At 60.1% G+C, this 21,340-nt stretch carries 22 protein-coding genes; 15 read left to right on the forward strand and 7 right to left on the reverse strand.

From position 1 onward, the window contains the following. Positions 1-18 precede the first annotated feature (18 nt). The 8 genes from BM019_RS13535 (at position 19) to BM019_RS13565 (ending at position 6,636) form a co-directional block, all read left to right on the forward strand. Positions 19-567: a YniB family protein gene (locus tag BM019_RS13535; protein WP_092418550.1), complete on the forward strand. Its 549-nt coding sequence runs from the start codon at positions 19-21 to the stop codon at positions 565-567. A gap of 376 nt (positions 568-943) precedes the next feature. Next, entirely contained in the window at positions 944-1,429 is a 486-nt protein-coding gene (locus tag BM019_RS30505; protein ID WP_139217375.1) for a hypothetical protein, read from the forward strand. Next, entirely contained in the window at positions 1,404-2,189 is a 786-nt protein-coding gene (locus tag BM019_RS13540; RefSeq protein ID WP_092418551.1) for a hypothetical protein, read from the forward strand. The genes BM019_RS30505 and BM019_RS13540 overlap by 26 nt, the downstream gene beginning before the upstream one ends. Next, positions 2,186-2,710: a hypothetical protein gene (locus BM019_RS13545; protein ID WP_092418552.1), complete on the forward strand. Its 525-nt coding sequence runs from the start codon at positions 2,186-2,188 to the stop codon at positions 2,708-2,710. Before BM019_RS13540 ends, BM019_RS13545 begins: the two co-directional genes overlap by 4 nt. Next, positions 2,698-4,674 (forward strand): AAA family ATPase, encoded by a 1,977-nt coding sequence (locus tag BM019_RS13550; RefSeq protein WP_092418553.1) that lies wholly within the window; start codon positions 2,698-2,700, stop codon positions 4,672-4,674. The genes BM019_RS13545 and BM019_RS13550 overlap by 13 nt, the downstream gene beginning before the upstream one ends. A gap of 305 nt (positions 4,675-4,979) precedes the next feature. Next, entirely contained in the window at positions 4,980-5,357 is a 378-nt protein-coding gene (locus BM019_RS13555; RefSeq protein ID WP_092418554.1) for a DUF7079 family protein, read from the forward strand. 378 nt (positions 5,358-5,735) lie between these two features. Then, positions 5,736-6,017 carry a hypothetical protein gene (locus BM019_RS13560; protein ID WP_092418555.1) on the forward strand — a complete coding sequence of 94 codons (282 nt, stop codon included), beginning with the start codon at positions 5,736-5,738 and terminating at the stop codon, positions 6,015-6,017. Positions 6,018-6,234: 217 nt separating this feature from the next. Continuing rightward, entirely contained in the window at positions 6,235-6,636 is a 402-nt protein-coding gene (locus BM019_RS13565; protein ID WP_092418556.1) for a type II toxin-antitoxin system HicB family antitoxin, read from the forward strand. 459 nt (positions 6,637-7,095) lie between these two features. On the opposite strand, the gene BM019_RS13575 is transcribed toward BM019_RS13565, so the two are convergent. After that, a complete protein-coding gene (locus tag BM019_RS13575) occupies positions 7,096-7,860 on the reverse strand; it encodes a hypothetical protein (protein ID WP_088019194.1) in 765 nt (254 codons plus the stop codon). 297 nt (positions 7,861-8,157) lie between these two features. Here BM019_RS13575 and BM019_RS13580 point away from each other — a divergent pair, with 297 nt between their 5' ends. Together BM019_RS13580 and BM019_RS13585 are read left to right on the forward strand one after the other, a co-directional pair. Then, positions 8,158-8,805 (forward strand): hypothetical protein, encoded by a 648-nt coding sequence (locus BM019_RS13580; RefSeq protein WP_092418558.1) that lies wholly within the window; start codon positions 8,158-8,160, stop codon positions 8,803-8,805. A gap of 92 nt (positions 8,806-8,897) precedes the next feature. Continuing rightward, complete coding sequence (locus BM019_RS13585) at positions 8,898-9,527, forward strand: HAD family hydrolase (protein WP_092418559.1); 630 nt, start codon at positions 8,898-8,900, stop codon at positions 9,525-9,527. 101 nt (positions 9,528-9,628) lie between these two features. Here the strand turns inward: BM019_RS13585 and BM019_RS13590 are convergent, their stop codons facing one another. The 5 genes from BM019_RS13590 to BM019_RS13610 all read right to left on the reverse strand — a co-directional run bounded on the left by BM019_RS13590 (position 9,629) and on the right by BM019_RS13610 (position 15,017). Further along, on the reverse strand, positions 9,629-10,702 hold the full coding sequence (locus BM019_RS13590) for a 2,3-butanediol dehydrogenase (protein ID WP_239691072.1): 1,074 nt from the start codon (positions 10,700-10,702) through the stop codon (positions 9,629-9,631). Between the two features lie 88 nt (positions 10,703-10,790). Continuing rightward, positions 10,791-11,903, reverse strand: coding sequence for an acetoin dehydrogenase dihydrolipoyllysine-residue acetyltransferase subunit (locus BM019_RS13595; protein ID WP_092418561.1), 1,113 nt, complete (start codon positions 11,901-11,903; stop codon positions 10,791-10,793). After that, positions 11,900-12,916 (reverse strand): alpha-ketoacid dehydrogenase subunit beta, encoded by a 1,017-nt coding sequence (locus BM019_RS13600; RefSeq protein ID WP_092418562.1) that lies wholly within the window; start codon positions 12,914-12,916, stop codon positions 11,900-11,902. Before BM019_RS13600 ends, BM019_RS13595 begins: the two co-directional genes overlap by 4 nt. A gap of 45 nt (positions 12,917-12,961) precedes the next feature. After that, positions 12,962-13,939: a thiamine pyrophosphate-dependent dehydrogenase E1 component subunit alpha gene (locus tag BM019_RS13605; protein WP_092418563.1), complete on the reverse strand. Its 978-nt coding sequence runs from the start codon at positions 13,937-13,939 to the stop codon at positions 12,962-12,964. Further along, a complete protein-coding gene (locus BM019_RS13610; RefSeq protein WP_009043077.1) occupies positions 13,917-15,017 on the reverse strand; it encodes an ATP-NAD kinase family protein in 1,101 nt (366 codons plus the stop codon). Before BM019_RS13610 ends, BM019_RS13605 begins: the two co-directional genes overlap by 23 nt. A gap of 342 nt (positions 15,018-15,359) precedes the next feature. On the opposite strand from BM019_RS13610, the gene BM019_RS13615 reads away from it, so the two are divergent. Then, the gene (locus BM019_RS13615; RefSeq protein WP_092418564.1) at positions 15,360-17,228 is read left to right on the forward strand and encodes a sigma-54-dependent Fis family transcriptional regulator; all 1,869 of its coding nucleotides are present in this window, start codon (positions 15,360-15,362) and stop codon (positions 17,226-17,228) included. Between the two features lie 166 nt (positions 17,229-17,394). Here the strand turns inward: BM019_RS13615 and BM019_RS13620 are convergent, their stop codons facing one another. After that, entirely contained in the window at positions 17,395-18,411 is a 1,017-nt protein-coding gene (locus BM019_RS13620) for an AraC family transcriptional regulator (protein WP_053260439.1), read from the reverse strand. 171 nt (positions 18,412-18,582) lie between these two features. Here BM019_RS13620 and BM019_RS13625 point away from each other — a divergent pair, with 171 nt between their 5' ends. The 4 genes from BM019_RS13625 (at position 18,583) to BM019_RS13640 (ending at position 21,320) form a co-directional block, all read left to right on the forward strand. After that, positions 18,583-19,434, forward strand: a complete 852-nt coding sequence (locus BM019_RS13625; protein WP_092418565.1) for a 3-hydroxybutyryl-CoA dehydrogenase — start codon at positions 18,583-18,585, stop codon at positions 19,432-19,434. Further along, positions 19,427-20,023: a TetR/AcrR family transcriptional regulator gene (locus BM019_RS13630; RefSeq protein ID WP_062822931.1), complete on the forward strand. Its 597-nt coding sequence runs from the start codon at positions 19,427-19,429 to the stop codon at positions 20,021-20,023. The genes BM019_RS13625 and BM019_RS13630 overlap by 8 nt, the downstream gene beginning before the upstream one ends. 429 nt (positions 20,024-20,452) lie before the next feature. Next, positions 20,453-20,641, forward strand: coding sequence for a DUF1843 domain-containing protein (locus BM019_RS13635; RefSeq protein WP_009043072.1), 189 nt, complete (start codon positions 20,453-20,455; stop codon positions 20,639-20,641). Positions 20,642-20,675: 34 nt separating this feature from the next. Further along, entirely contained in the window at positions 20,676-21,320 is a 645-nt protein-coding gene (locus tag BM019_RS13640; protein WP_009043071.1) for a DUF1842 domain-containing protein, read from the forward strand. Positions 21,321-21,340 lie beyond the last annotated feature (20 nt).

Raw genomic sequence — 21,340 nt, forward strand, 5'->3', positions numbered from 1 at the left:
TCATCGCAGGACGCACAGATGAACTACACCCAGGCCCAACTGAAATACCGGCTGGCCATCGCCGCAGGCGCATTGCTGTTTACCGGCGCCTTGATCTCCACCGTGTTTTCCACCCTGAAAATGCTCCACTGGCGCCTGGACAGCTACACCACCGCCGCGGCGACCATCAACCGCCCGATCAAGAACTTCATGTTCACCGTCTATGAAAACACCCGCCCCCTGGACTGGTTCTGGGACAACAGCCCAACCCCCGACTTTATCCGCCTGAGCAACCCGCCCCACTGGAAATTCCTGGTGATCTACCTGCTGATCTTCATCGGCGCCGCCCTGTTCACCTGGGGCCGGACCCTGATGCGCAAAGTCGAGGAAGTCGAACCCCTGATCCAGGCCCGGCTCAATGCGCCAGCGGAGGAAGGTGTCGCGGTCATGACGTTGCAGCAACTGGAGGAGTCGACCCCGGTGGAGGCCGTGCCTTCGTTCTTTTCGCAGGTTCGGGTGCTTTGTGTGCTGCCGGTGGGGATTGGGGTGGTTTATTTGGGAGTGTTGTGGATGTTGGGCATTTTGTGAGTCCGGTGGTGGCGGATTGAGCTATATGTACTCGGTGATAAATGTCCATGAGTTGAAGCAAATCAAGGGGACCTTTTCAGAGCGTGTCTAACGTACGAAGTCGTCACGGGAGCGAAAACACAATATGGTCCATATGCGGTAATGATCATAATCGGCAGCAAACGGCCAGAAGCTGCCAGTCGTCACCGGCTGGAATCCGACTCAACTAGGTCTACACGGGCCAGGGTTGGCCTCACCCTTAGTTGCTCTCCCTGCCCAAACCGGAGAGGCGTAAGCCATGCAAGGCATAGCGGCATATCGACAGCATGGTCAGCTTTCAGTTAGGGTTCGGTCATAGAAATCCCCGAACAACCTAAGTAACGGATTACACGTCGATATGACGCAGATAATAAACCGGGATGCCGCTGACAAAACAAAAGGCTTCCGGCTCCAAAAGCTCCGAGCAGCAACACTTCTGCTGAGAGCAGCAAATGACTTGTCAAATGTAAATTTCTACTATGCAGCCATTGAAGTGGAAGAAGATGTAACAATAATAAAAACTGTAAATTTAAGCACAGAACAGATAATTGAAGAAGACAAAAATTACAGTTCTGATAGCAACTTTACAATACACTCAGAAGCCGTACTAAACACCCTTGTAAGCTTTTTTGATATCTATATAGGCAAGTGGCACAAAAGCCAATCTACAGTATTTACATTTAGCTTTTACACCACAACGAATTTCGGAAAAGAAAAAAAGAAAGAACTTGCAGACGGGACAATAATAGAGCTTCCCGACAAGCCGATTCTTGAGATTCTTCAAAACTCCTCTGATATTCCCGATGACATAGCCAGTATTGTCAAATACCATCCTGCTTGCTGAATACAAAAAGCAATATGAAAAATTCCCCGGAAATGGCTACCTCAAAGCTCTCGAAGATATTGATCTAGAAGAATTCAAGGCTTTTCTGAAGAAAATAAACTGGCTGTCTGGGCAAGAAGACGAATCAGAAATCCAAGACAGTGCAGAGAAACTGATAAAAAGCTGCAAATATTATCAACTCAGCATGAGTGGAAAGGAGCAACTGATTCTCGCTAAAATTCTTGACAAGATTGATGAGAAACAACACTTCACAGACTTCGCAGAGAGATTTATCAACTCCGCCGAGGTAGAACTAATTTTCAAAATGGCAGAGTCCGAAGTCAGTGAGCAGTTGCTTGACCCCATATGGAAAGAACTTAAAGAGCTATCAGCTAAAATCACTGACAAACGCAATTTAGAAGAAAAGCTACTAGATAGCTGTCCAACTTACCCAAAATCAAAAATTGCAACCCTTGCAAGAAAAGCCTGCAGTTCGAAAACGGAAGAAGAAGCAAGCAACAAAAGCTTTTTATCATTAAAGTACAGGGTTTTTGAAGCCTGTGAGGACTTTTTTTTTGATAACGAAAAATTCAGCGACACCGTTAATCAGACCTCAATCGACACCACAATAAAATCACTACAGCAAAAAGCAGCAGATACGATTGAAGAATTGAAAAAAGATTACACATACACCGTATCAAACAAAGAAACCATCAACGGCATAGTAGTAAACCTAATAGACTCATGCTTCATATGCTTCGATGAGGAGAAATCCGAATGAACGAGGCAGCAAAAAAGAGCTTAATGTTCATATCATCTGATGACTTTTACCTGCTGACATATGCAACAATAATTATCCTTGACTGCCTAAACTGCACCAAGGGACGAATTTTTAAAGACTACAGAAAAATTCCATTCATAATAGAGCTAATAACCAACACTCGAAACACACTAATACTAGAGTCCTCAACTACAGAGAGACTACACAAAGGCGATAAAGACTTCCTCTTCCACAGCTATACAAATGGCCTCGCCAAAAGAAGCGAAACATTAAAAATTTTATTCACACTTGAAAAGAAGGGATATGTATCTCTCCACAAGGGTGACACAGAAGCACTAGTCAACATAACCCTAAATAAAGAAGAACTGCCCCCAAACTTCCTATCCAAGGAAGTCTTCAAGAACGAGTACATGAATTGCGAGAAATTTAAGAGGGCAATTCAGAGAAGCACAGCCATTACTCTTGACACATTTCTTAGCAAGGTATATCGAGACAGAGGTATAAAAATATGGGAAGTTTAAGAATTCAGAAGGTGGTTTATGAGGGCACAAACTACCATTTCGAATCCCCCCTATTTGATGAAAACCTCATTCTTATAGAAGGTGACAACGGAACGGGGAAGAGTACATTTTGCAACTTGATTTATTACGGGCTTGGTGGGCGAGTTAGCGAGTTTAGCCGTAAAGAGAAGAAAGAGCAGCATAAACAAATCACAGAAGACAAAGACAATCGCGTCGAACTTTACGTAAAAATAAACAATGAAAGCTACAAGCTAACTCGCTACATAGACGACAACGATATAACTGTATCATCGACTCTAGAAGCCTGCGATATCAGCACTAAATCACGAATCTTAATACACAACAACGATCAGCCCACGTCCATCTTTCAGGTGTTTCGCTCCCCTGAAGTAGAGTACATATTTTCTGACTGGATTCTTTCGAAGCTTGAAATAACCGTTGTAGAGCTATACCAAGGTTATAGAAATTTTAAAATTAATTTCACTGACCTTATGCGGCTTATCTATCATGACCAGCAACCCGACCCTAAAGGGGTTTACAAGAAGATAGATACACAAAGCAATTTCATGAATGACTCAGAGCTTCTGAGAAAAGCCATCTTTGAGCTTTTAGTCGGAAAAACATTTTCGGAATACTACGAATCCCTTTCCAAGTCAAAAGCACTAGAAAAAGATAAAAACATTGCAGCTGGGCTTCTGAAAGAATACTCCCGAATCATTGAGGAACTGTCCGGAAGTTCAGAACCGCTAAATATTTCGTTTCTTCAGGCCTCCCTGCAAGAAAAAGAGAATCAATTAGAGCGCTTGCACAACGCCAGGAACAAATTCAAAAGCAATAGAGAGATCAAAGGAGCAGTAGTAGACTATGCACTAATAGATATAAAGAACCAAATTACCGAGAAACAGCTAGCCTTAAGCAAGTTAAATCAAGACCTGATCTCAACCATAGGTGAAAAACGACAATTAAACACGGTAAAAGAAAATACTCTAAGAGAAATTTCTCAAATCGTAAAAATCATTCACTCGCATGATCAACTTAATTTATTCTCAGCAGATACATGCCCCTACTGTTTAGGAAAGGTTGAACGGGCAACAGGTCACTGTGTTTGCGGCTCAGAGATACAAGAGGAACAGTACCAACGCTTCTTCTATACGTCCAAAGAATACAAAGAAATCTATAAAGCAAAAATCAAAACGACCCAAACCATTGAAATAGCTATAACTGACTGCAATCAAGACCTAAAGATCATTCAGGATAATATTCACAAGCTGGAAACAGAAGTCCCAGAGCTAATGCGAAAAATAGAAGAGAGAGTTGACAATCTAGGCACCCCTGTAGATCTAGACACAATTAATGATATTGATGATGAGATCCTAAGCACTCGTCAAGATATAGAAAAGATACGCCAGCAAATTGAAGCAGAAAGCAAAAATGTTCGCCTTACAAACGACTACGAGCGAAAGAGAAGCGAACATGAAATTTCAAAGCTGCAAACAGATGAGTTAGATGCGAAAGCAAAAATAGATATTCAAGGTAAGGTAGGGAGGCTCAGCTCTATCTATAATAAATTAATGACTGATTCCCTACCTGACTGCAACACTGCTCGCATAAGTTTAGATGACTACCTCCCGATAGTTGGTAGTGGTGAATACAGAGAGGCCAGCTCAGCCGTATCAAGGCGACTTATGTATTACCTCGCTCTTATGAATTTATCCCTGTCACAAGAAGACGTACCGTTTCCTAAATTCTTGCTTATCGACACGCCAGAAACTTCAGGGATTGAGCTGGACAACCTTAAACGTTGCCTTGAAAAAATTGGCGAACTTGGCAGCTATGGAAAATCTTATCAAGTCATACTCACTACGGGCCTTAAAAAATATCCTGACAGCTTTAAAGTGCATAGAAAAATCTATCTTCCAGACAAGCAGCATCGCTTATTAGTCAAAAAACAAACGGCACAGTAAGGGCATACATTGTTCTCAAATTATGCCCCTCAACGTCTTGTAAAGATCTGCTTGTGCCTCAGGAACCGCTGAACGACATCTGAGGCTACTCCAAAGGGGATGAGGGGCTTATCTGCTTGGCGCAGTGGATCGCCCCGATTTCCGCATGAACCGAAAGACCACTTCTGGCCAAAAGCGGACTCGTAGTTTTTAAAAGCGGAGCATTTTGTACATTTCTGCCTCTAGCGTCCTATGCGAGGGTTACTAATTGGGCGTGACATTCGTGATAGGTTGTGTCGTTCACAAGTTTTTGACAGGAGGTCATCATGGCTAAACCAGCGGTGCGTAAGAGCGACCCATTAAGTGAGCCTGAACTGACAAAGGTCAGGACCGCACTCTCTGATCCATTCAATGATTTTCCGGTGGATTACGACTCCATAGCCAAGGAAGTAAAAGATGTCGATCCTGACGTGCTGTACGAGATCCTTTATTCAGAAATTGCACCGGTGTGTTTCACCAATATTGCGGCAGCCGTGCCCTCTATCTGGTCGGGCTTTGATCCTGACTCGCTCAACGCCATGATCGAAGAAAGGCTGGCGGCGAGGGAGAACAGTTGGTTTCGCAGGCTGTTAGATAAAGCGCTGGTTCTCTGGCTGAAATACAACTACGGCTATATCTGGAAGGAAATTTCTTGCAGGCTTTGAGGTTTGGTTACGAACGGACATTAGGGTGTCAAGTCAATGTAATTACGCCCCACCGCCGTTGCCTCCAACGCTCCGACACAACCACTCAAAAATCCCCTCCAATGCACGGTTGCGCCGCTCAAGCGCGGCCCCTATAGTTCGCCCTCGCGGCAAAATCCGCGAACGACCTTGGCCGGTCGAATTACAACGACGCATCAGCGTCCAAAACACCATTGCAGACGCTTTTTTTGTGCCTGCGATTCTGTGTTATGGCGGCTGTGTGCGGGACACCTTCGGGTGTGCCGGTGTCGTTGTAAACCGGTCGGCCAACCCTCACACAGCTGCCACCCTCAATTTGCTTGGCCGCAAATGGTGGAAGCTCTACAACGAGTAACGACCATGGACGATCAATCGATTTCCCGCTTCACCCCCGTCGACACCCACGACGCCGACGCTCCCGTTTTCTACCTCGATAGCAACGCGCCCTTGAGCGATCTGGCGGCTAGCGCAGCCCATCGTTTCACCGTGGTGCGCGACCTGATGGACAGCCTGTCCACGCTTAACCTGAAAGATATTTCCGACTGCGATCTAGCACGGGTAACCCGAGGGGTGCATTTGCTGACCCGGGAAGGGTGTGCGGTGTTGGAGGTGATTCAGTGGCGCACGGCGCAGGAGGCCTGAGCGCTATTGAGCCTGGGAGGCTGTTTGTAGCCGCTGCCGAAGAATGAGGCTGCGATCGGCTGCGCAGCAGACGCTAATTCTGCCTCCCGGCTTTACCTGTTACACCGCGTCGTCAGGTTTGGCGGGCGCTTCGTCGGAATGCCGCCCAACCCGATCGCAGCCTGCGGCAGCGGCTACAGGGAGTGTCAAAGCCTTTGCACCTTATGAGGAGATCCCCGTGCACTATCCCATCTGCATCGAGTGGGGCGACGAGCACACGGCTACCGGCATCCAGATTCCCGACATTCCTGGCGCGGTCACCGCCGGCGACACCTTCGAGGCCGCGTACAGCGCCGCCATCGAAATCGCCCACGTCATGCTCGAAGAACTGGCCCGTGAGGGACAAGCCATTCCCCTGCCCTCGCCCACCGGCACCCACCGCGCCAACCCCGACTTCGAAGGGATGGGCTGGGGCATGCTGGATATCGATATCACGCCTTACCTGGGCAAAACCGAAAAGGTCAATGTGACCCTGCCGGGCTACGTGATTCAACGCATCGACCGCTTTGTGCGCGAGCACAACATCAAGAGCCGGTCGTCTTTCCTGGCGGATGCCGCAATGGAAAAGCTGGGGCGTTAAAAACCGAAAAGCTCCCTACACACAGCCCAGCCCCAAGGCCGGCCGACAGGCCGCCGTCTTGCTCTGCTCTTGCTTTGGCTTTTGATCTAAAAGCCCCGTTAACCACGATGGCCGAACGCAGGCATTGAGCCGTGGGTAACCCGGCAGGGATGCCGGGTTAGCCGCCCCAGGCCATGGATGGCCTGTGGCGGCGGCCCACGGATCAATGCCTTCGTTCGGGCATGCCGAGCCTAGGCGAGGCACCGAGTGGTGGGGCAAAGCGTTTTGGTTACTTTGGCGCTCTTCCAAAGTGACCCGCTGTAAGAGCGGAACCATAAGTAGCCGTTACCGCAGGAACGGATATGCACCCCGTCCAACATCACCAGCGAAACCACTACCGCTATCGCGAGCAAGCTTCGCTCCTACAAAAGCCCATGCAGCAACAGATATGTACCCAAGAAGATCACGGACGACAGCGCCCTACTGCACCGGCAAAAAATTCATCAGCAGCAGACTTTGCGCGTAGTTCAGGCCAATACGCCGGTAGCGCTCGTCAAGCATCTGAGTCAGCAGGTCGAGGCGCGCCACAATCTTCCCAAACTCCACAGCAAAACTCAGATTGCTGCCCTCCTCCGAAATCTCATTGGAAAACAGCAACAACTCCCCATTGGCCCCCTGCCGCTGACTGAGCATCCAGGTAGCCTTTTCAATATTGCGCGCCGCATTACTGACAAACTGCGGATCAATAGTGTCGGTCATAAAAAACTCAGTGCGCCCGCCATGGGCAGTCACCAGCATGCTGCCAATGGCATAGATGAAAGCGCCGACCCGGTCGCCACGAAACTCCGGGCTCAAGGCATAACTCAAGGCTGCCAGGTCACGACGGTTGCCCAGGGCCGGCAAGGCCTTCTGCTGCTCGATGGCCTGGCGGATTTCCCGCTGGGCGCTGGTGGCGTCGGTATACCCCCACTCGCGCCACTGGTTGGGGTTGCGCAGGTAAAGCTTGTTCATCAGCAGGTACAGGCTTTGCAGGTTGTCGCGCATGCTCAGGGTGGCCATGCGGTCGACGCTGGTCTGGAAGAATTCCTGGGGCTTGCCATTGCTGAACTGGTGGACCATGTCGCGCCCCTGCTGCTGGCTGCAGCCACTGGCGCAGACCATCAAGACAGCGGCCAGCCACAGAGGCTGGCACGGCATACGCAGGCAAAACACGCGCAAGGAATAACGAGAAAGCGGATAAACCATCGGCACCATTCTGGACTCTGGCCGCGCGGGGAGTCGGCGCGGCCTGGCCCTGAATAGAACCGCAAAAACGCAAAAAGTGCGGTGGCCGGGCCAACCGTGCATCGCCGGCCAACCCCGCCGAAGCCCTGGTAGGCAGCGTGCAGGCTCGCCCAAAAACGCCATCAAGGCACCGACGCCAGCCCGCCAATGGCCACGCGCCCCGCCCATGGCGGCTCGCCGATACGGCTTCGACGACTGATGCAAAACCAGCGGCGGCCTTGCATACTGCGCGCCCCGCACACTGCCCAAGGAAGAAACGTGTTGGCGCCCGCCCCCTCTTTGTCGAACCTACTTATCCGTCGCCTGTTCACCCTGTGCTCGTGGATCAACGCGCTGCTGAGCGCAATCGCCGTGGCCGCCCCGCTGGCGGTGATGGTGATCGCCGACCTGCAACTGATCGTCCCGCGGGACGTCAGCGGCACGCTGTTCGGCGGCGCCATGGGCTTTCAGCTGTACCTCGGCCTGTGGCTCGTCTGCCTCCTCGGCCTGACCCTGGCCCTGCTCACCCGCATGCCCGGCGCCCGCCTGGCCTGGATCGTCGCCGGGCTGGTGCCGCTGCTGCTGGGCACCTGGTGGCGGATCAATTACCCGGACGATGCCGACGGCAACCTGATCTTCAGCCCGCAGTCCTGGGAGCTGGATTACGCGATGGCGATCGGCTGCGGCCTGACCTTCAGCGGGCTGTACTGGTATCGGCGCGGGCGCCTCAAGCCCCGGCCAGCCGCCACCAGCGCGGATGTGCTGTTGCCGCGGATCGTTGGCGCGCTGCTGTTGGCTGGCGTGTTCATCCTCCCGGCGCTGAATTTCATCAAGCAGCCCTTGCCCACCTGTGCGTTCAACAAGGCCGGGCAACAGCTGAGCGTGTGCCTGAGCGATGACCCGAACGAACGGGTGATTGTCGATTGAGGGACCGCGCTAGTCCCGCCGGCAAATTGCATTGCATCGCCTGCCGTCGCAGGATGTCGCCCTGACCCACAACCGCTCAAAAGGACGTGCCGATGACAATTCGTGCTGTGGTTTTCGATTTTGGTGGCGTGCTGTTCGACTGGAGCCCGCACCACCTGTACCGCCAACTGATCCCCGACGATGCCCGCCGCCAATGGTTCCTCGAGACCATTTGCACCCAGGCCTGGAATACCCAGCAGGACGCCGGGCGGCCCCTGGCCGAAGCGACCCGCAGCCTGGTGGCCGAACACCCGGAGCATGCGCCGCTGATCGAGGCCTATTACGGGCGCTGGCCGGAAATGCTCCGCGGCCAGCTGGACGACGGCGTGGCCTTGCTGGAAGAGTTGCACCAGACGCAGATGCCGCTGTTCGGGCTGACCAATTGGTCCCAGGAGACCTTCCCCTACGCCTGGGACAACTATCCGTTCCTCCAGCGTTTTCGCGACATCGTGGTGTCCGGGCAAGAGCGGCAGATCAAGCCTGACGCCGAGATCTACCACACCGCCCTGCAGCGCATTCGCGCGCACCTGCCGGATGTGGCGCCGCAGGAGTTGGTGTTCATCGACGACCACGCGCCGAATATCGTCGCCGCCAAGGCCCTGGGCTGGAATGCGATTCACCACCAGTCGGCGGCTGAAACCCGTCGCCAGTTGCAGGTCTTGGGGCTTTTGGGCGCGATGTGAAATAGCTGGATGAAACCGTTGCCGCAATGACAGCCAGGATCAACCGATCTGCGATGAAAAAAAGGCGATGGCCGCTGCCGGCCATCGCCAAATCGCCCTGCTCAGGCGCCTTGCAACGGTCCGGGTGAAACGATGATCTTGACGTTGTGTTCCTTGTTATTGACCAGTTCCTCGAAGCCCTGGCCAACGATCTGTTCCAGCTGGATACGCCCGGTCACCAGCGGCGCAATGTCCAGGCGGCCGTCGGCGATAAAGGCGATCACGTCGGCGAATTCGCCGTTGTAGGCCAGCGCCCCCAGCACCTGCTTCTCGGTGGCCACCAACTCGAAGAAGTTGAACTCGCTGGGCTCCTCGAAGATGCCCACCAGCACGCATTTGCCAGCCTTGCGGATCAGGTCGATGGCCAGCTTGGCGGTGTGCTTGTTGCCGATGCATTCGAAACTGACATCCGCCCCCAGCCCACCAGTCAGGCGCTTGACCTCGGCCAGGGCATCGCACGCCTTGGGATCGAGCACATGGCTGGCGCCGACTTCCAGGGCCTTGGCCTTGCGCGCGCCGGACATTTCCAGGGCGATCACCTGGGCCGCGCCGGCGGCCTTGGCGCACATGATGGTGCACAGGCCGATGGTGCCGGCGCCGACCACCACCACGTTCTGGCCCAGCAGGCTGCCGGCCTTCTTCACCGCGTGCATGCCCACCGCCAATGGCTCGATCAAGGCCCCGGCCTCGGCGGGAAAGTTGTCCGGCAAGGCGTATAGCAAATTGGCCGGCACGTTCACACGTTCGGCGAAGGCGCCGTTGTTCATCAGCCCGGTAAAGGCCAGGCTCTCGCAGATGTTGTACAGGCCGTGGGTGCAGTAATAACAGGTGCCGCAATGCTGGCAGGCGTCGGCGGCCACCGCCTGGCCAACGCTGAACCCTTGGACCCCGGCGCCGAGGGCGACGATCTCGCCGCAGAACTCGTGGCCGAGGATGCACTGGCCCTTGATCCCGGTCAGCGGGTGCGGCGCCTCCACCGGAATGAACACCGGCCCGGCCACGTATTCGTGCAGGTCGGACCCGCAGATGCCGCACCAGTCGACCCGGATCTGCACCCAGCCGGCAGGCGGCGCCTCGGGCAGCGGCACGTCTTCGACGCGGATATCGTGACGGCCATGCCAGACCGCGGCGCGCATACTGGGGACGGCTTTGAGGGAAACACTCATCTTGGCTTCTCCTTGTTTTTGTCGGGCTGCGACGGCCCCTTGGCCGCCGCAGAAAACTTCAGTGCTGCTGGATAAAGTCGAGGATCAGGCGATTGACCTGCTCCGCCGCTTCCATCTGCACCATGTGCCCCTGCCCCGGCAGCACCTCGATCTGCGCCTTGAGCCCGGCGCTGTGGCTCATCGGAATAATCCGGTCGTCGCTGCCCCAGATCACCAGCACTGGCTGCCCGCCGTCCTGCACCACGGGGCGCAGGTCAGCCTGCTGGCGACCCTCGGCAAACAGCTGGCCGGCCAGTTGCCCGAGGGCCGCGTCCACCCCTTCCAGGCGCTTGAACTTGAGCATGTCGTCGAGCATCTGCCGGTTCACCAGTTCGGCGTTGGAGAACAGCTGCACCAGTTGCGGCTTGAGGGCATTGCGGTTGCCGGCCTCGACAAAACCGCGCAGGTAATCGCCGTTGATTTCGGCCCCCAGCCCGGCGCTGCCGATCAGGCTCAGCGAGCGCACCCGCTGCGGCGCCAGGCGCGCGGTGTTCAAGGCCACCGCGCCGCCCATGGAATGCCCCACCAAGTGGGCCGCGGGAATTTCCAGGTGATCGAGCAAGGCCAGCAGCACGTCGCTCAGTTCGTCGAGGTCGCCCCGTTGCAGTTTTTTGGCCGACTCGCCGTGGCCCGGCAGGTCGAGGGCGACGACCCGGCGCCCGGCGGCCAGGGCTTCGTGGTTGAACAGCCAGTTGTTCAGGTCGCCGCCGAAACCGTGCACCAGCACCAGCGGCGTGCCGCCTGCGCCGCGCTCGAAGTAGCGGATCAGCCGGCCCTCCAGCTCGACCTTCTGCGGCGCCGGGCCGCTGTCTTCGTCGGCGGCATCGCCGGGCACGAAAGACGCCTGGAACTGCTCGATCAGCGCGTCGATCTCGGCGTCGCTGGCCTCGCCCTCGACGACGATGCCGAGCAAGGCGCCCACCGCCAGGGTCTCGTCCTGGCGGGCGAGCTGCCGGCGCAGCACGCCGGAGAACGGTGCCTCGACGCTGCTGGAAATCTTGTCGGTTTCCACGTCCAGCACTTCGTCGCCCTTGCTGATGCTCTGCCCCTCTTCCTTGAGCCAGGCATCGACCCGGCCCTCGGTCATCGACAGGCCCCACTTGGGCATGGTCAGGGTATGGATCTGGCTCATCGGCGGCTCCACTCGATCAGGTTCAGCACGGCCTGTTCGATCTTCGCCGCGTCAGGGATGTACAGGTCTTCCAGGGCATCGGAGAACGGCACCGGGGTGTGCGGCGCGGTGACCATTTCAATCGGTGCCTTGAGCGCGGCGAAGGCTTTTTGCGCCACCAGCGCCGAGATGTCGGTGGCCATGGAACAGCGCGGGTTGGCTTCGTCGATCACGACCAGACGCCCGGTCTTCTCCACGCTTTCCAGGATGCTGTCTTCGTCCAGCGGGCTGGTGGTGCGCAGGTCGATGACCTCGCAATCGATGCCGCGCCCGGCCAGGCTGCGCGCCGCGTCCAGCGCGGTGTTGACCGTGCGCCCGTAGGACACCAGGGTCACGTCCTTGCCGTCGCGCAGGAAGTTGGCCTCGCCGAACGGAATCGCATAGGACTCCTCCGGCACTTCGCCCTGCAGGCTGTAGAGCAGCTTGTGCTCGCAGAAGATCACCGGGTCGTTGTCGCGGATGGCCTGGATCAGCAGGCCCTTGGCGTCATAGGGCGACGACGGGCAAACCACTTTCAGCCCGGGGATGTGGGTCCACAGCGAGGTGAGCATCTGCGAATGCTGGGCCGCGGCGCGCAGGCCGGCGCCGACCATGGTGCGGATCACCAGCGGGGTCTGCGCCTTGCCGCCGAACATGTAGCGGAACTTGGCCGCCTGATTGAGGATCTGGTCCAGGCAGCAGCCGGCGAAGTCGACGAACATCAGTTCGCACACCGGGCGCACACCCCGGGTGGCCGCGCCCACGGCGGCGCCGACATAACCGATTTCCGACAGCGGGGTGTCCAGCACTCGCCCGGGGAATTGATGGTAGAGGCCCTTGGTCACGCCCAGCACGCCGCCCCAGGCGTCGTTGTCGCCGGGGGCGCCGGCACCGCCGGCCACGTCTTCACCCATGATGAACACGCTGGGGTCGCGACGCATTTCCTGGGCCAGGGCTTCGTTGATGGCCTGCTGGTAACTGATTTTTCTCGCCATGATGGTTCTCTCGATTTTTTGTTGTGGGGGCGATGAAGGGGCCGCTCAGGGGTAAGCGACGTAGACGTCGCTGAGCAGATCGGCCGGGCTCGGCTTGGGGTCGGACTTGGCCTTGCGCACCGCGTCCTCGATCAGCGCGTCCACCTCCTGGTCGACCTGCTCCAGTTGGCTGGCCTGGACCAGGCCCGAGCGCGTGGTGCGCTCGCGAAACTGCATCAGGCAGTCGTTGTGCTCGCGGTAATGCTTGACCTCGTCGGGGGCGCGGTAGGTCTGCGCGTCGCCCTCGAAGTGGCCGTAGTAACGAGTCAGCTTGACCTCGATCAGCGAGGGGCCCTCGCCGGCCCGGGCCCGCTCCACGGCGGCGCCGGCGGCCTCGTGCACGGCGAAGAAATCGAAGCCGTCCACCGTCACCCCGGGCATGCCGAAGCCGGCGGCGCGATCGGCGATGTGATCGCAGGCCACCGACCAGTTGGACGCCGTGGCCTCGGCGTAGCCGTTGTTCTCGGCGACGAACAGGCACGGCAGGTTCCACACCGAGGCCATGTTCATGGCCTCGAACACCGCGCCCTCGTTGGAGCCGCCGTCGCCGAAGAACACCACCGACACGCCGTCGGTGCCCTGCAGCCGCGCCGCCAGGGCCGCGCCCACCACCAGTGGCGCGCCGGCACCGACGATGCCGTTGGCGCCGAGCATGCCCTTTTCGAAATCGGCGATGTGCATGGAGCCGCCCTTGCCCTGGCAGACCCCGGTCTTCTTGCCGTAGATCTCGGCCATCATCCCGTACACGTCCACGCCCTTGGCAATGCAATGGCCGTGGCCACGGTGGTTGGAGGCGATGCAGTCATCGTCCCGCAGGTGGGCCATGACCCCGGCGGCCGAGGCCTCTTCGCCGGCGTAGAGGTGGACGAAACCGGGGATCTCGCCGGTGGCGAATTCCACGTGCAGGCGTTCTTCGAATGCGCGGATGGTGCGCATCACCCGGTAGGCATGCAGCAACTGCTCAGTGGTCAAAGGTGTCGACATTTTTATTCTCCAGGGTGTCTTCGGACTGAAAGTTCACGGGGTGTTGCCGGTGCTGGCGGTCGATGGCCAGCAGGCGCTGGCGCGCCGCGTGGTCCAGCACCGCGTTGACATCGATGCTCAGCGGGCCGCCGCCATCGAGGGTGACCGTGGGCCGGTCGTGGGCGTTGAATTCGATCTCGCGCTCGCCATCCAGGGCCAGGGTGCCGGCGCTCAGGCACAGCGGCTGGGGCACGTCGGGCAGCAGGTAGCCGGCGTCCCGCACGCCGCAGCCCTGCAACAGGCCCGGGGCCAGGGGCACCAGCAGCGCTTCGGGGGATTGAGGGTCGAGGCGCATCCAGGCGCCGTGGGGCTCCTGGCGGGTGACCGGCAACCACAGCCCGCAGAGCGCGGAAATGCCAATGGACTGGGGCTCGGCGAAGGTCACGAAAACCTCGGCCAGGTCGCTGGCGCGGCTGATGGCGCGGGCGCCGACAAAGGCCAGGGGCGACACCGCCACGTCCACCAGGGCCACTTCGCAGAGGCCCCGGGAAGGCTCGCGCACCAGCAGGCGCTTGTTGCGCCGCAGGGCGATTGCGCCGGGCACCCGGCCGCTGGCGTAGAGGCCGCCGGCCAGCCCGGCGCTGGTGGCTTCGCGCAGTTCCGGGAAAGCGTTGTTGGTGCCGGTGGACAGGGTCAGCAAGGGGATATCGCCCACCTCGGCGGCCACCGCCTTGTGGGTGCCGTCGCCGCCGAGCACGGCGATCAGCGCCACCTCGCGCTCGGCCATCCAGCGCGCCGCCCGGCGGGTGTCCTCGACGCTCTGGCGCAGGGTCAGGTCAAGGAATTCCAGGGCCGGCCAGTGGTTGTCCCGGGCCTGGCGGCTGCGGCTGTTCTTCTGCACCGCGGCGGCGATCCCGGTCATGTCGGTGGGCATCAATACCTGCTCGATGCCGGTGGCGCCGAAGGCCGCCAGCAGGCGCTGGATCACCGAGACCTTGTCGGTGCTGGAAAACAGCCCGGCGTTGGCGGTGAGGCGGCGCACATCGCGCCCCGAGGCCGGGTTGGCGATGATGCCCACGCTCAGGGGACGGCGACTCATAAGCCCACCGCGGGCGGATCACAGGCAGGACAAGACATGGGGCACCTCGTTGTTATTCTTCGATGAGCCAGTCGGGGCTGGTTATCCAGGGATAGAGCAAGGCCGGTGCCAATTGCCCTGGAAAACCCGGACAAGGCCGATCCAGAGCGCTTGCCTTGACGCTGGCGAGGCCTTGGCCAGCCCCGCCGATGAGACGTTGCATGTCAGGTTGCACGGGGCTTCGGCGAGACCTTGAGACGTTGCGTCTCACGACCGCCGCCGGGGCAGCCGGCGCTTGTCGAGGCGAGCGGATCGGCGCTTAATTGCGCCCACAACGATAAGAAGCTGCAACCGGAGGCCTTCATGCTTTCCGCACACTCAAGAGCCCACGTGGACTGCGTCAGCCGGGTCCTGAAAAACGCCGCGCACCTGCCCCAGGCGCCGGTCCCGAGCTTGATCCTCGACTCCTGGCGCCGCTCCCTGGAGCAGCACCACCTGGACCCCGGTTCGCTACAGGGGCCACGCATCCTGTCCCAGGATGTGCTCAAGGAATGCCGCGAGCGCTCCGAGCTGTTCCTGCGCATTGCCAGCGAAGAAGTGGCCCGCCTCCATGGCCGGGTGCGCGACGCCGACTACTGCGTGCTGCTCACCGACGCCCAGGGCCGGACCATCGACTACCGGGTGGAATCGACCATTCGCAACGACTGCCGCAAGGCCGGCCTGTACCTGGGCACCTGCTGGTCGGAGGGCGAGGAAGGCACCTGCGGCGTGGCGGCGGTTCTCACCGCCCGCGCGCCGATCACGGTGCACAAGCGCGACCACTTTCGCGCGGCCTTTATCGGCCTGACCTGCTCCGCCGCGCCGGTGTTCGACCCTCAGGGCGAGCTGCTGGGGGTGCTGGATGTTTCGGCGGTGCGCTCCCCGGACGAGCGCCGCTCCCAGCACCTGATCCGGCAGATGGTGGTGCAGAGCGCCCGGGAGATCGAACAGGCGTTCTTCATGAGCAGCGCCCAGGGTTATTGGGTGCTGCGGGCCCACGCCAGCCCGGGTTATGTCGACAGCCAGCCCGATTATCTATTGGCCTGGGACGACGACGGCTGCCTGCGCGCGCTGAACCCGGCGGCGCGCGCCTACCTGCTGCAACGTTATGGCCAGCTGCCCCAGCACATCGCCCAGGTGTTCGATCCGCAATTGCTGCATCGCGCCCGGGATGAAGCGCTGTGCCCGCTGTCCGCGGAACTGCATGGACGGCTGCGGGCGCCACGCCGGCCCCTGAGCCGCCCGCGCCTGAGCCTGGCCGGCGAGCCACTGGACCCGCGGGTGGAGCAGAGCCTGCGCCTGGCGGTGCGGGTCAAGGACCGGCATCTGCCGGTGCTGATCCAGGGCGAGACCGGCTCCGGCAAGGAAGTCTTCGCCCGCCAGCTGCACCAGGCCAGCCAGCGCCGCGAGCGGCCGTTCGTGGCGGTGAACTGCGCGGCGATCCCGGAAAGCCTGATCGAGAGCGAGCTGTTCGGCTATGTCGCCGGAGCCTTTACCGGAGCCTCCGGCAAGGGCATGCAGGGCCTGTTGCAACAGGCCGATGGCGGCACCCTGTTTCTCGACGAAATCGGCGACATGCCCCTGGCCTTGCAGACCCGCTTGCTGCGGGTGTTGGCCGAGGGCGAAGTGGCGCCGCTGGGGGCGTCGCAGCGCCGGTCGGTGGATATCCAGGTGATCTGCGCCACCCACCGCGACCTGGAAAGCCTGGTGGCCGAGGGGCGCTTTCGCGAGGACCTGTATTTCCGCCTGGGCGGCGCGCGCTTTCAGTTGCCGCCGCTGCGCGAACGCAGCGACCGGCTGGCGCTGATCACGCGGATTGTCGAGGAGGAGTCCAAGCGCTGCGGGGCGCCGGTGCAACTGGGCAACGCGGCCCTGGAATGCCTGCTGGGTTATCGCTGGCCGGGCAATGTGCGGCAATTGCGACATGTACTGCGCTATGCCTGCGCGGTGTGCGAGGGGCCGTTGATCCAGCTGCATGACCTGCCGGAACAGGTGCGCGGGGTCGAGCCCGCGGGCGCCCTGCCCGCCCAGGAAACCGGCGGCAGCCCCGAGCGCCAGGCGTTGCTGGATGCCCTGGTGCGCCATCGCTGGAAGCCGGTGGCGGCCGCCAGGGCCCTGGGTATTTCCCGCGCGACCCTGTACCGCCGGGTGCAGCAGCACGGCATCCAGATGCCCGGACGCAGCCCGGCCTGAGCGGGGTCGGCGATGCTGAGTCCGTAGCCGCTGCCGCAGGCTGCGCAGGCGACGTAAAACCCGCATCCATGGTTGACCTGATGCACCGCGCTGCCTGGCTTGGCGTCCGCTGCGCGGCCGTGCGCAGCCTGCGGCAGCGGCTACACAGTCGGGCGCGCGGCAGTGGCTATGGGGTCGGGGGTTGGTAGCGCGCGCGATAGCGCCCGGGGCTTTCGCCGGTCCATTTCTTGAACGCGCGGTGGAAGGCGCTGGGCTCCTGGAAGCCGGTGCGCTCGGCGATTTCGCCGATGCTCGCGCGGCTCTGGCGCAGCAGTTCGACGGCCATACCGCGGCGCACTTCGTCCTTGATCTCCTGGTACGACACACCCTCGCGCTCCAGGCGCCGACGCAGGGTGCTGGGGCTGACCTGCACCTCGCCGGCGAAGGCTTCCAGGGTCGGCCACTGGCTGTAATGACTGCGGCGCAGGCGTTGATAGACCTGGGTCGCCAGGCCGTGCTGGTTGCGAAAACGGATCACCAGCCACTGCGGCGCGCTGCGCAGAAAGACCTTGAGCGAGGCCAGGTCCTGGACCACCGGCAGGCGCAGGAAACGGCTGGCGAATTCGATTTCGGTGCGCTCGGCGCCGAAGGTCAGGTTCGGCCCCCAGAGCAAGGCATCGTCGCTCAGGGACAGGCGCGGATAACGGAAGTCGGCGCGGTCGATGGGAATGCGCCGCCCGCCGAGCCAGCACAGCAGGCTGATCATCAGCACCAGGAAGGTCTCTTCGCCAAAACGCCCGGCGGCGTCATCGCAAGGCTGGCTGTCGAGGCTCAGCACCGCGCGCTTGCCACGCACGCTGAGGCTGCCACGAAAATCGCGCAGGAACAGGCCGAAATTGGCCAGGCATTGGCGCAGGGCCTTTTCCAGGGTCGGCTCCTGGATCAGCCCGCGGCAGATCAGGGCGAACGCCCCCGGCGGCAGGCCGTGGGAATCGAGCTGGAAAAACTCGTCGCGCAGCTCGCGGATCTGGATCAGCCACAGGGCCGCGAACGCGCTGGCCGGCACCCGCGCCTCGGGCTGGCCGAGCAAGGCCGGATCGATGCCCGCTTCGGCCAGCACCGCGGCCAGGCGCTCGGGCCGCTCACGCAAGGCGTGGACCATCACCTGCACGAAGTAGACCGCGACCGAATCCTTTTCCCGCATGGAATGACTGCTCTCTGTGGCTGTGGACATGGCAAAAAACGCCAGCGCGGCTGAGCGCTTTTGGCATAGGCCGGGGTCGGCGCGGGCACTAGACTCGCGCCTCGAAGGTTGCATTGCAAGACGCGCTCGCGCTGCGCTGCGACACGTCCGGACGAAGAAAGAGAAGCCAAGATGAATCTGCAGAATATCGGTGTGATCGGCGCCGGCACCATGGGTAACGGTATCGCTCAGGTCTGTGCCCAGGCCGGGTTCGAAGTGACCTTGCTGGACATCAGCGACAGCGCCCTGCAAAAGGCCGTGGCCACGGTGAGCAAGAACCTCGACCGGCTGATCGCCAAGGGCAGCCTGGACGAAGCGCAGAAACAGACGACCCTGGGGCGCATCCGCACCAGCACCGACTACGCCAGCCTGGTCGACGCACAACTGGTGATCGAAGCGGCCACGGAAAACCTCGAGCTGAAACGGCGGGTGCTGCAACAGATCGCCGCCCAGGTTTGCAGCACCTGTGTCATCGCCTCCAACACCTCGTCGCTGTCGATCACCCAGCTCGCCGCCAGCGTCAGCGCGCCCGAGCGCTTTATCGGCCTGCACTTCTTCAACCCGGTGCCGGTGATGGGCCTGATCGAAGTGATCCGCGGCCTGCAGACCAGCGACGCGACCCACACCCTGGCCCTGGACATGGCCACCCGCCTGGGCAAGGTTGCGATCACCGCCGGCAACCGCCCGGGCTTCGTGGTCAACCGGATCCTGGTGCCGATGATCAACGAGGCGATCCTGGTATTGCAGGAAGGCCTGGCCAGCGCCGAGGACATCGACGCCGGCATGCGCCTGGGCTGCAACCAGCCGATCGGCCCGCTGGCCCTGGCCGACCTGATCGGCCTGGACACCCTGCTGGCGATCCTTGAGGCCCTCTACGATGGCTTCAACGACAGCAAATACCGGCCCGCGCCGCTGCTCAAGGAAATGGTCGCCGCCGGTTACCTGGGGCGCAAGACCGAACGTGGCTTCCACCGCTATGGCTGAGCGTTGCTCGCGTTTTGCCGAAAGCCGCGACAAGGCCCTGGAGCTGTTCGCCAGCAAGGGGTTCGGCCAGGTCGGCATGCGCGAGCTGGCGAGCCACCTGGGGCTGACCCCGGGCTCGCTGTATCACCATTACCCGAGCAAGCAGCACCTGCTGCTGGACCTGATCGAAGAGTTCTACGACGAACTGCTCGGCACCCTGGGGCGCATCGAACGACGGCGCAAGGCGCCGGACGATCGCCTGCGCACTCTGATCCGCGCCCACCTGAAACTGCACCGGGAACTGCCTCGGCATTTCCGTCTGGTGGAGCGCGACAGCGGTTGCCTGAACCAGGACCAGCAGCAGCGCGTGCGTCAGCTGCGCGAGCAATATGAACGCCGCCTGCTGATGCTCCTCGGCCCGCTGCCGCGGCTCGGCGACGCGGCGCTGCTGGCCACCGGGCATGCCATCGCCAGCCTGCTCAACAGCGCGCCCGGCTGGCTGGACGAACAGCCACTGACCGAGCACGAGCGCGAAACCCTGCTGGAACACCTGCTCAGCGGCGCCCTGGAACGGCTGTTGAACAGCGCGCCGCAGAGCGCCGTGGCCTGAACCGCGGCGCAACACCAATCGCCGCCCCTGCGACCATCGACTGCCGACCGCACTCCCACAGACAACAACCGCCCCTGTAGCCGCTGCCGCAGGCTGCGATAAGGCCCGCAGGGGCTTCGGCGTTCGTGCGTTCGCCGCGAGCCTGCGGCTCGATCGCAGCCTGCGGCAGCGGCTACAGATAAGGCGGATGGCGGGGCATGTAAGTGGTGGCGCCGGCTTGTATTCATTCCTTGTAAGCGGTGGGTCGCTGATTGCCAAACGCGCTATAGGGCCGCGTCAGTTCCTTGTCCTGCCTGAATATATTTTTTCCCGATAACGGCTATTCAAAGTTATTCGTTCACCCTCGCGTTTGCCCCATGCCCGGCCTGCTTAACTGCAAAAGCTGCCGGATAGCGCAGTCTCTACAACCCTCCCACGGAAGGCAACGCCATGAGTTCATCCTCGCTCCACCCCGTCACGCCTTATGGCGTGGCGATTCAAGAAGCAATCGCCCTCGGCAACCTGCCGCAGATGAAGTCCCTGCTCAAACAACGCGATTCATCCCAGAAAGAATCCAAAGAACTGAGCAGCGCTTACGAGCAGTTGGCACAGGAAGTCGCCCGTCTGGAACGGCGCTAAGGCCGTTCCATTTTCTAATGCACTGGAGGCAATCATGTCCGGTTCCACTTCGTCCAATCTTGGCTTGTTTCCCCTCAGCTACCGGATCGGCACTTCGATCCCCGGCGCGCCGAGCCTCACCCTCGACCTGCTGGTCTACACCCCCGAGCAGAGCGTGCGTGGCACCTCGCTGGTGACCCAGGCCGTCAACCCACCTTTGGAGCTGTCGTCCGATGTGTGGGGGCAATACACCTACCTGACCGTCATGCCACCCAGCACCAGCAAGATCCTGGTCACCGCCCAGGGTAATCAGGGCGGGCCGGGCTCGAACTCGATCATCACCTTCAAGATTCAACTGGTGGTGGATCACGACTGGAAGAACGGCATCGCCAACTACCAGTACTACAACGGCCAGCGCTGGGTATCGGTGGAGAACGTTCCCGCCCACCTCGTCGAGTCGGTGCCCTCCTACGCCTTCTCGGCCTTGCCGATACCGCTGGAGCCCGGCCCGGTCCTGCTGCCCTATCCACCGATCACCCCGCTGTATGCCGCGCCGATCCATGGCGCCATCGCCAGTGGCGACCTGGCCCAGATGAAGAGCCTGGCCAGCCTGGCCCAGCAGCAACTGGAACAATTGCCCCAGCTGCGCAGCGCGCTGGACGCGGCCAAGGACGAGATCGGCAGGCTCGAGCGGCGTTGACCATGGCGCGCCAACCCATC

Origin of the sequence: Pseudomonas sp. NFPP07, from assembly GCF_900115645.1 — a bacterium.
GTDB lineage: Bacteria > Pseudomonadota > Gammaproteobacteria > Pseudomonadales > Pseudomonadaceae > Aquipseudomonas > Aquipseudomonas chlororaphis.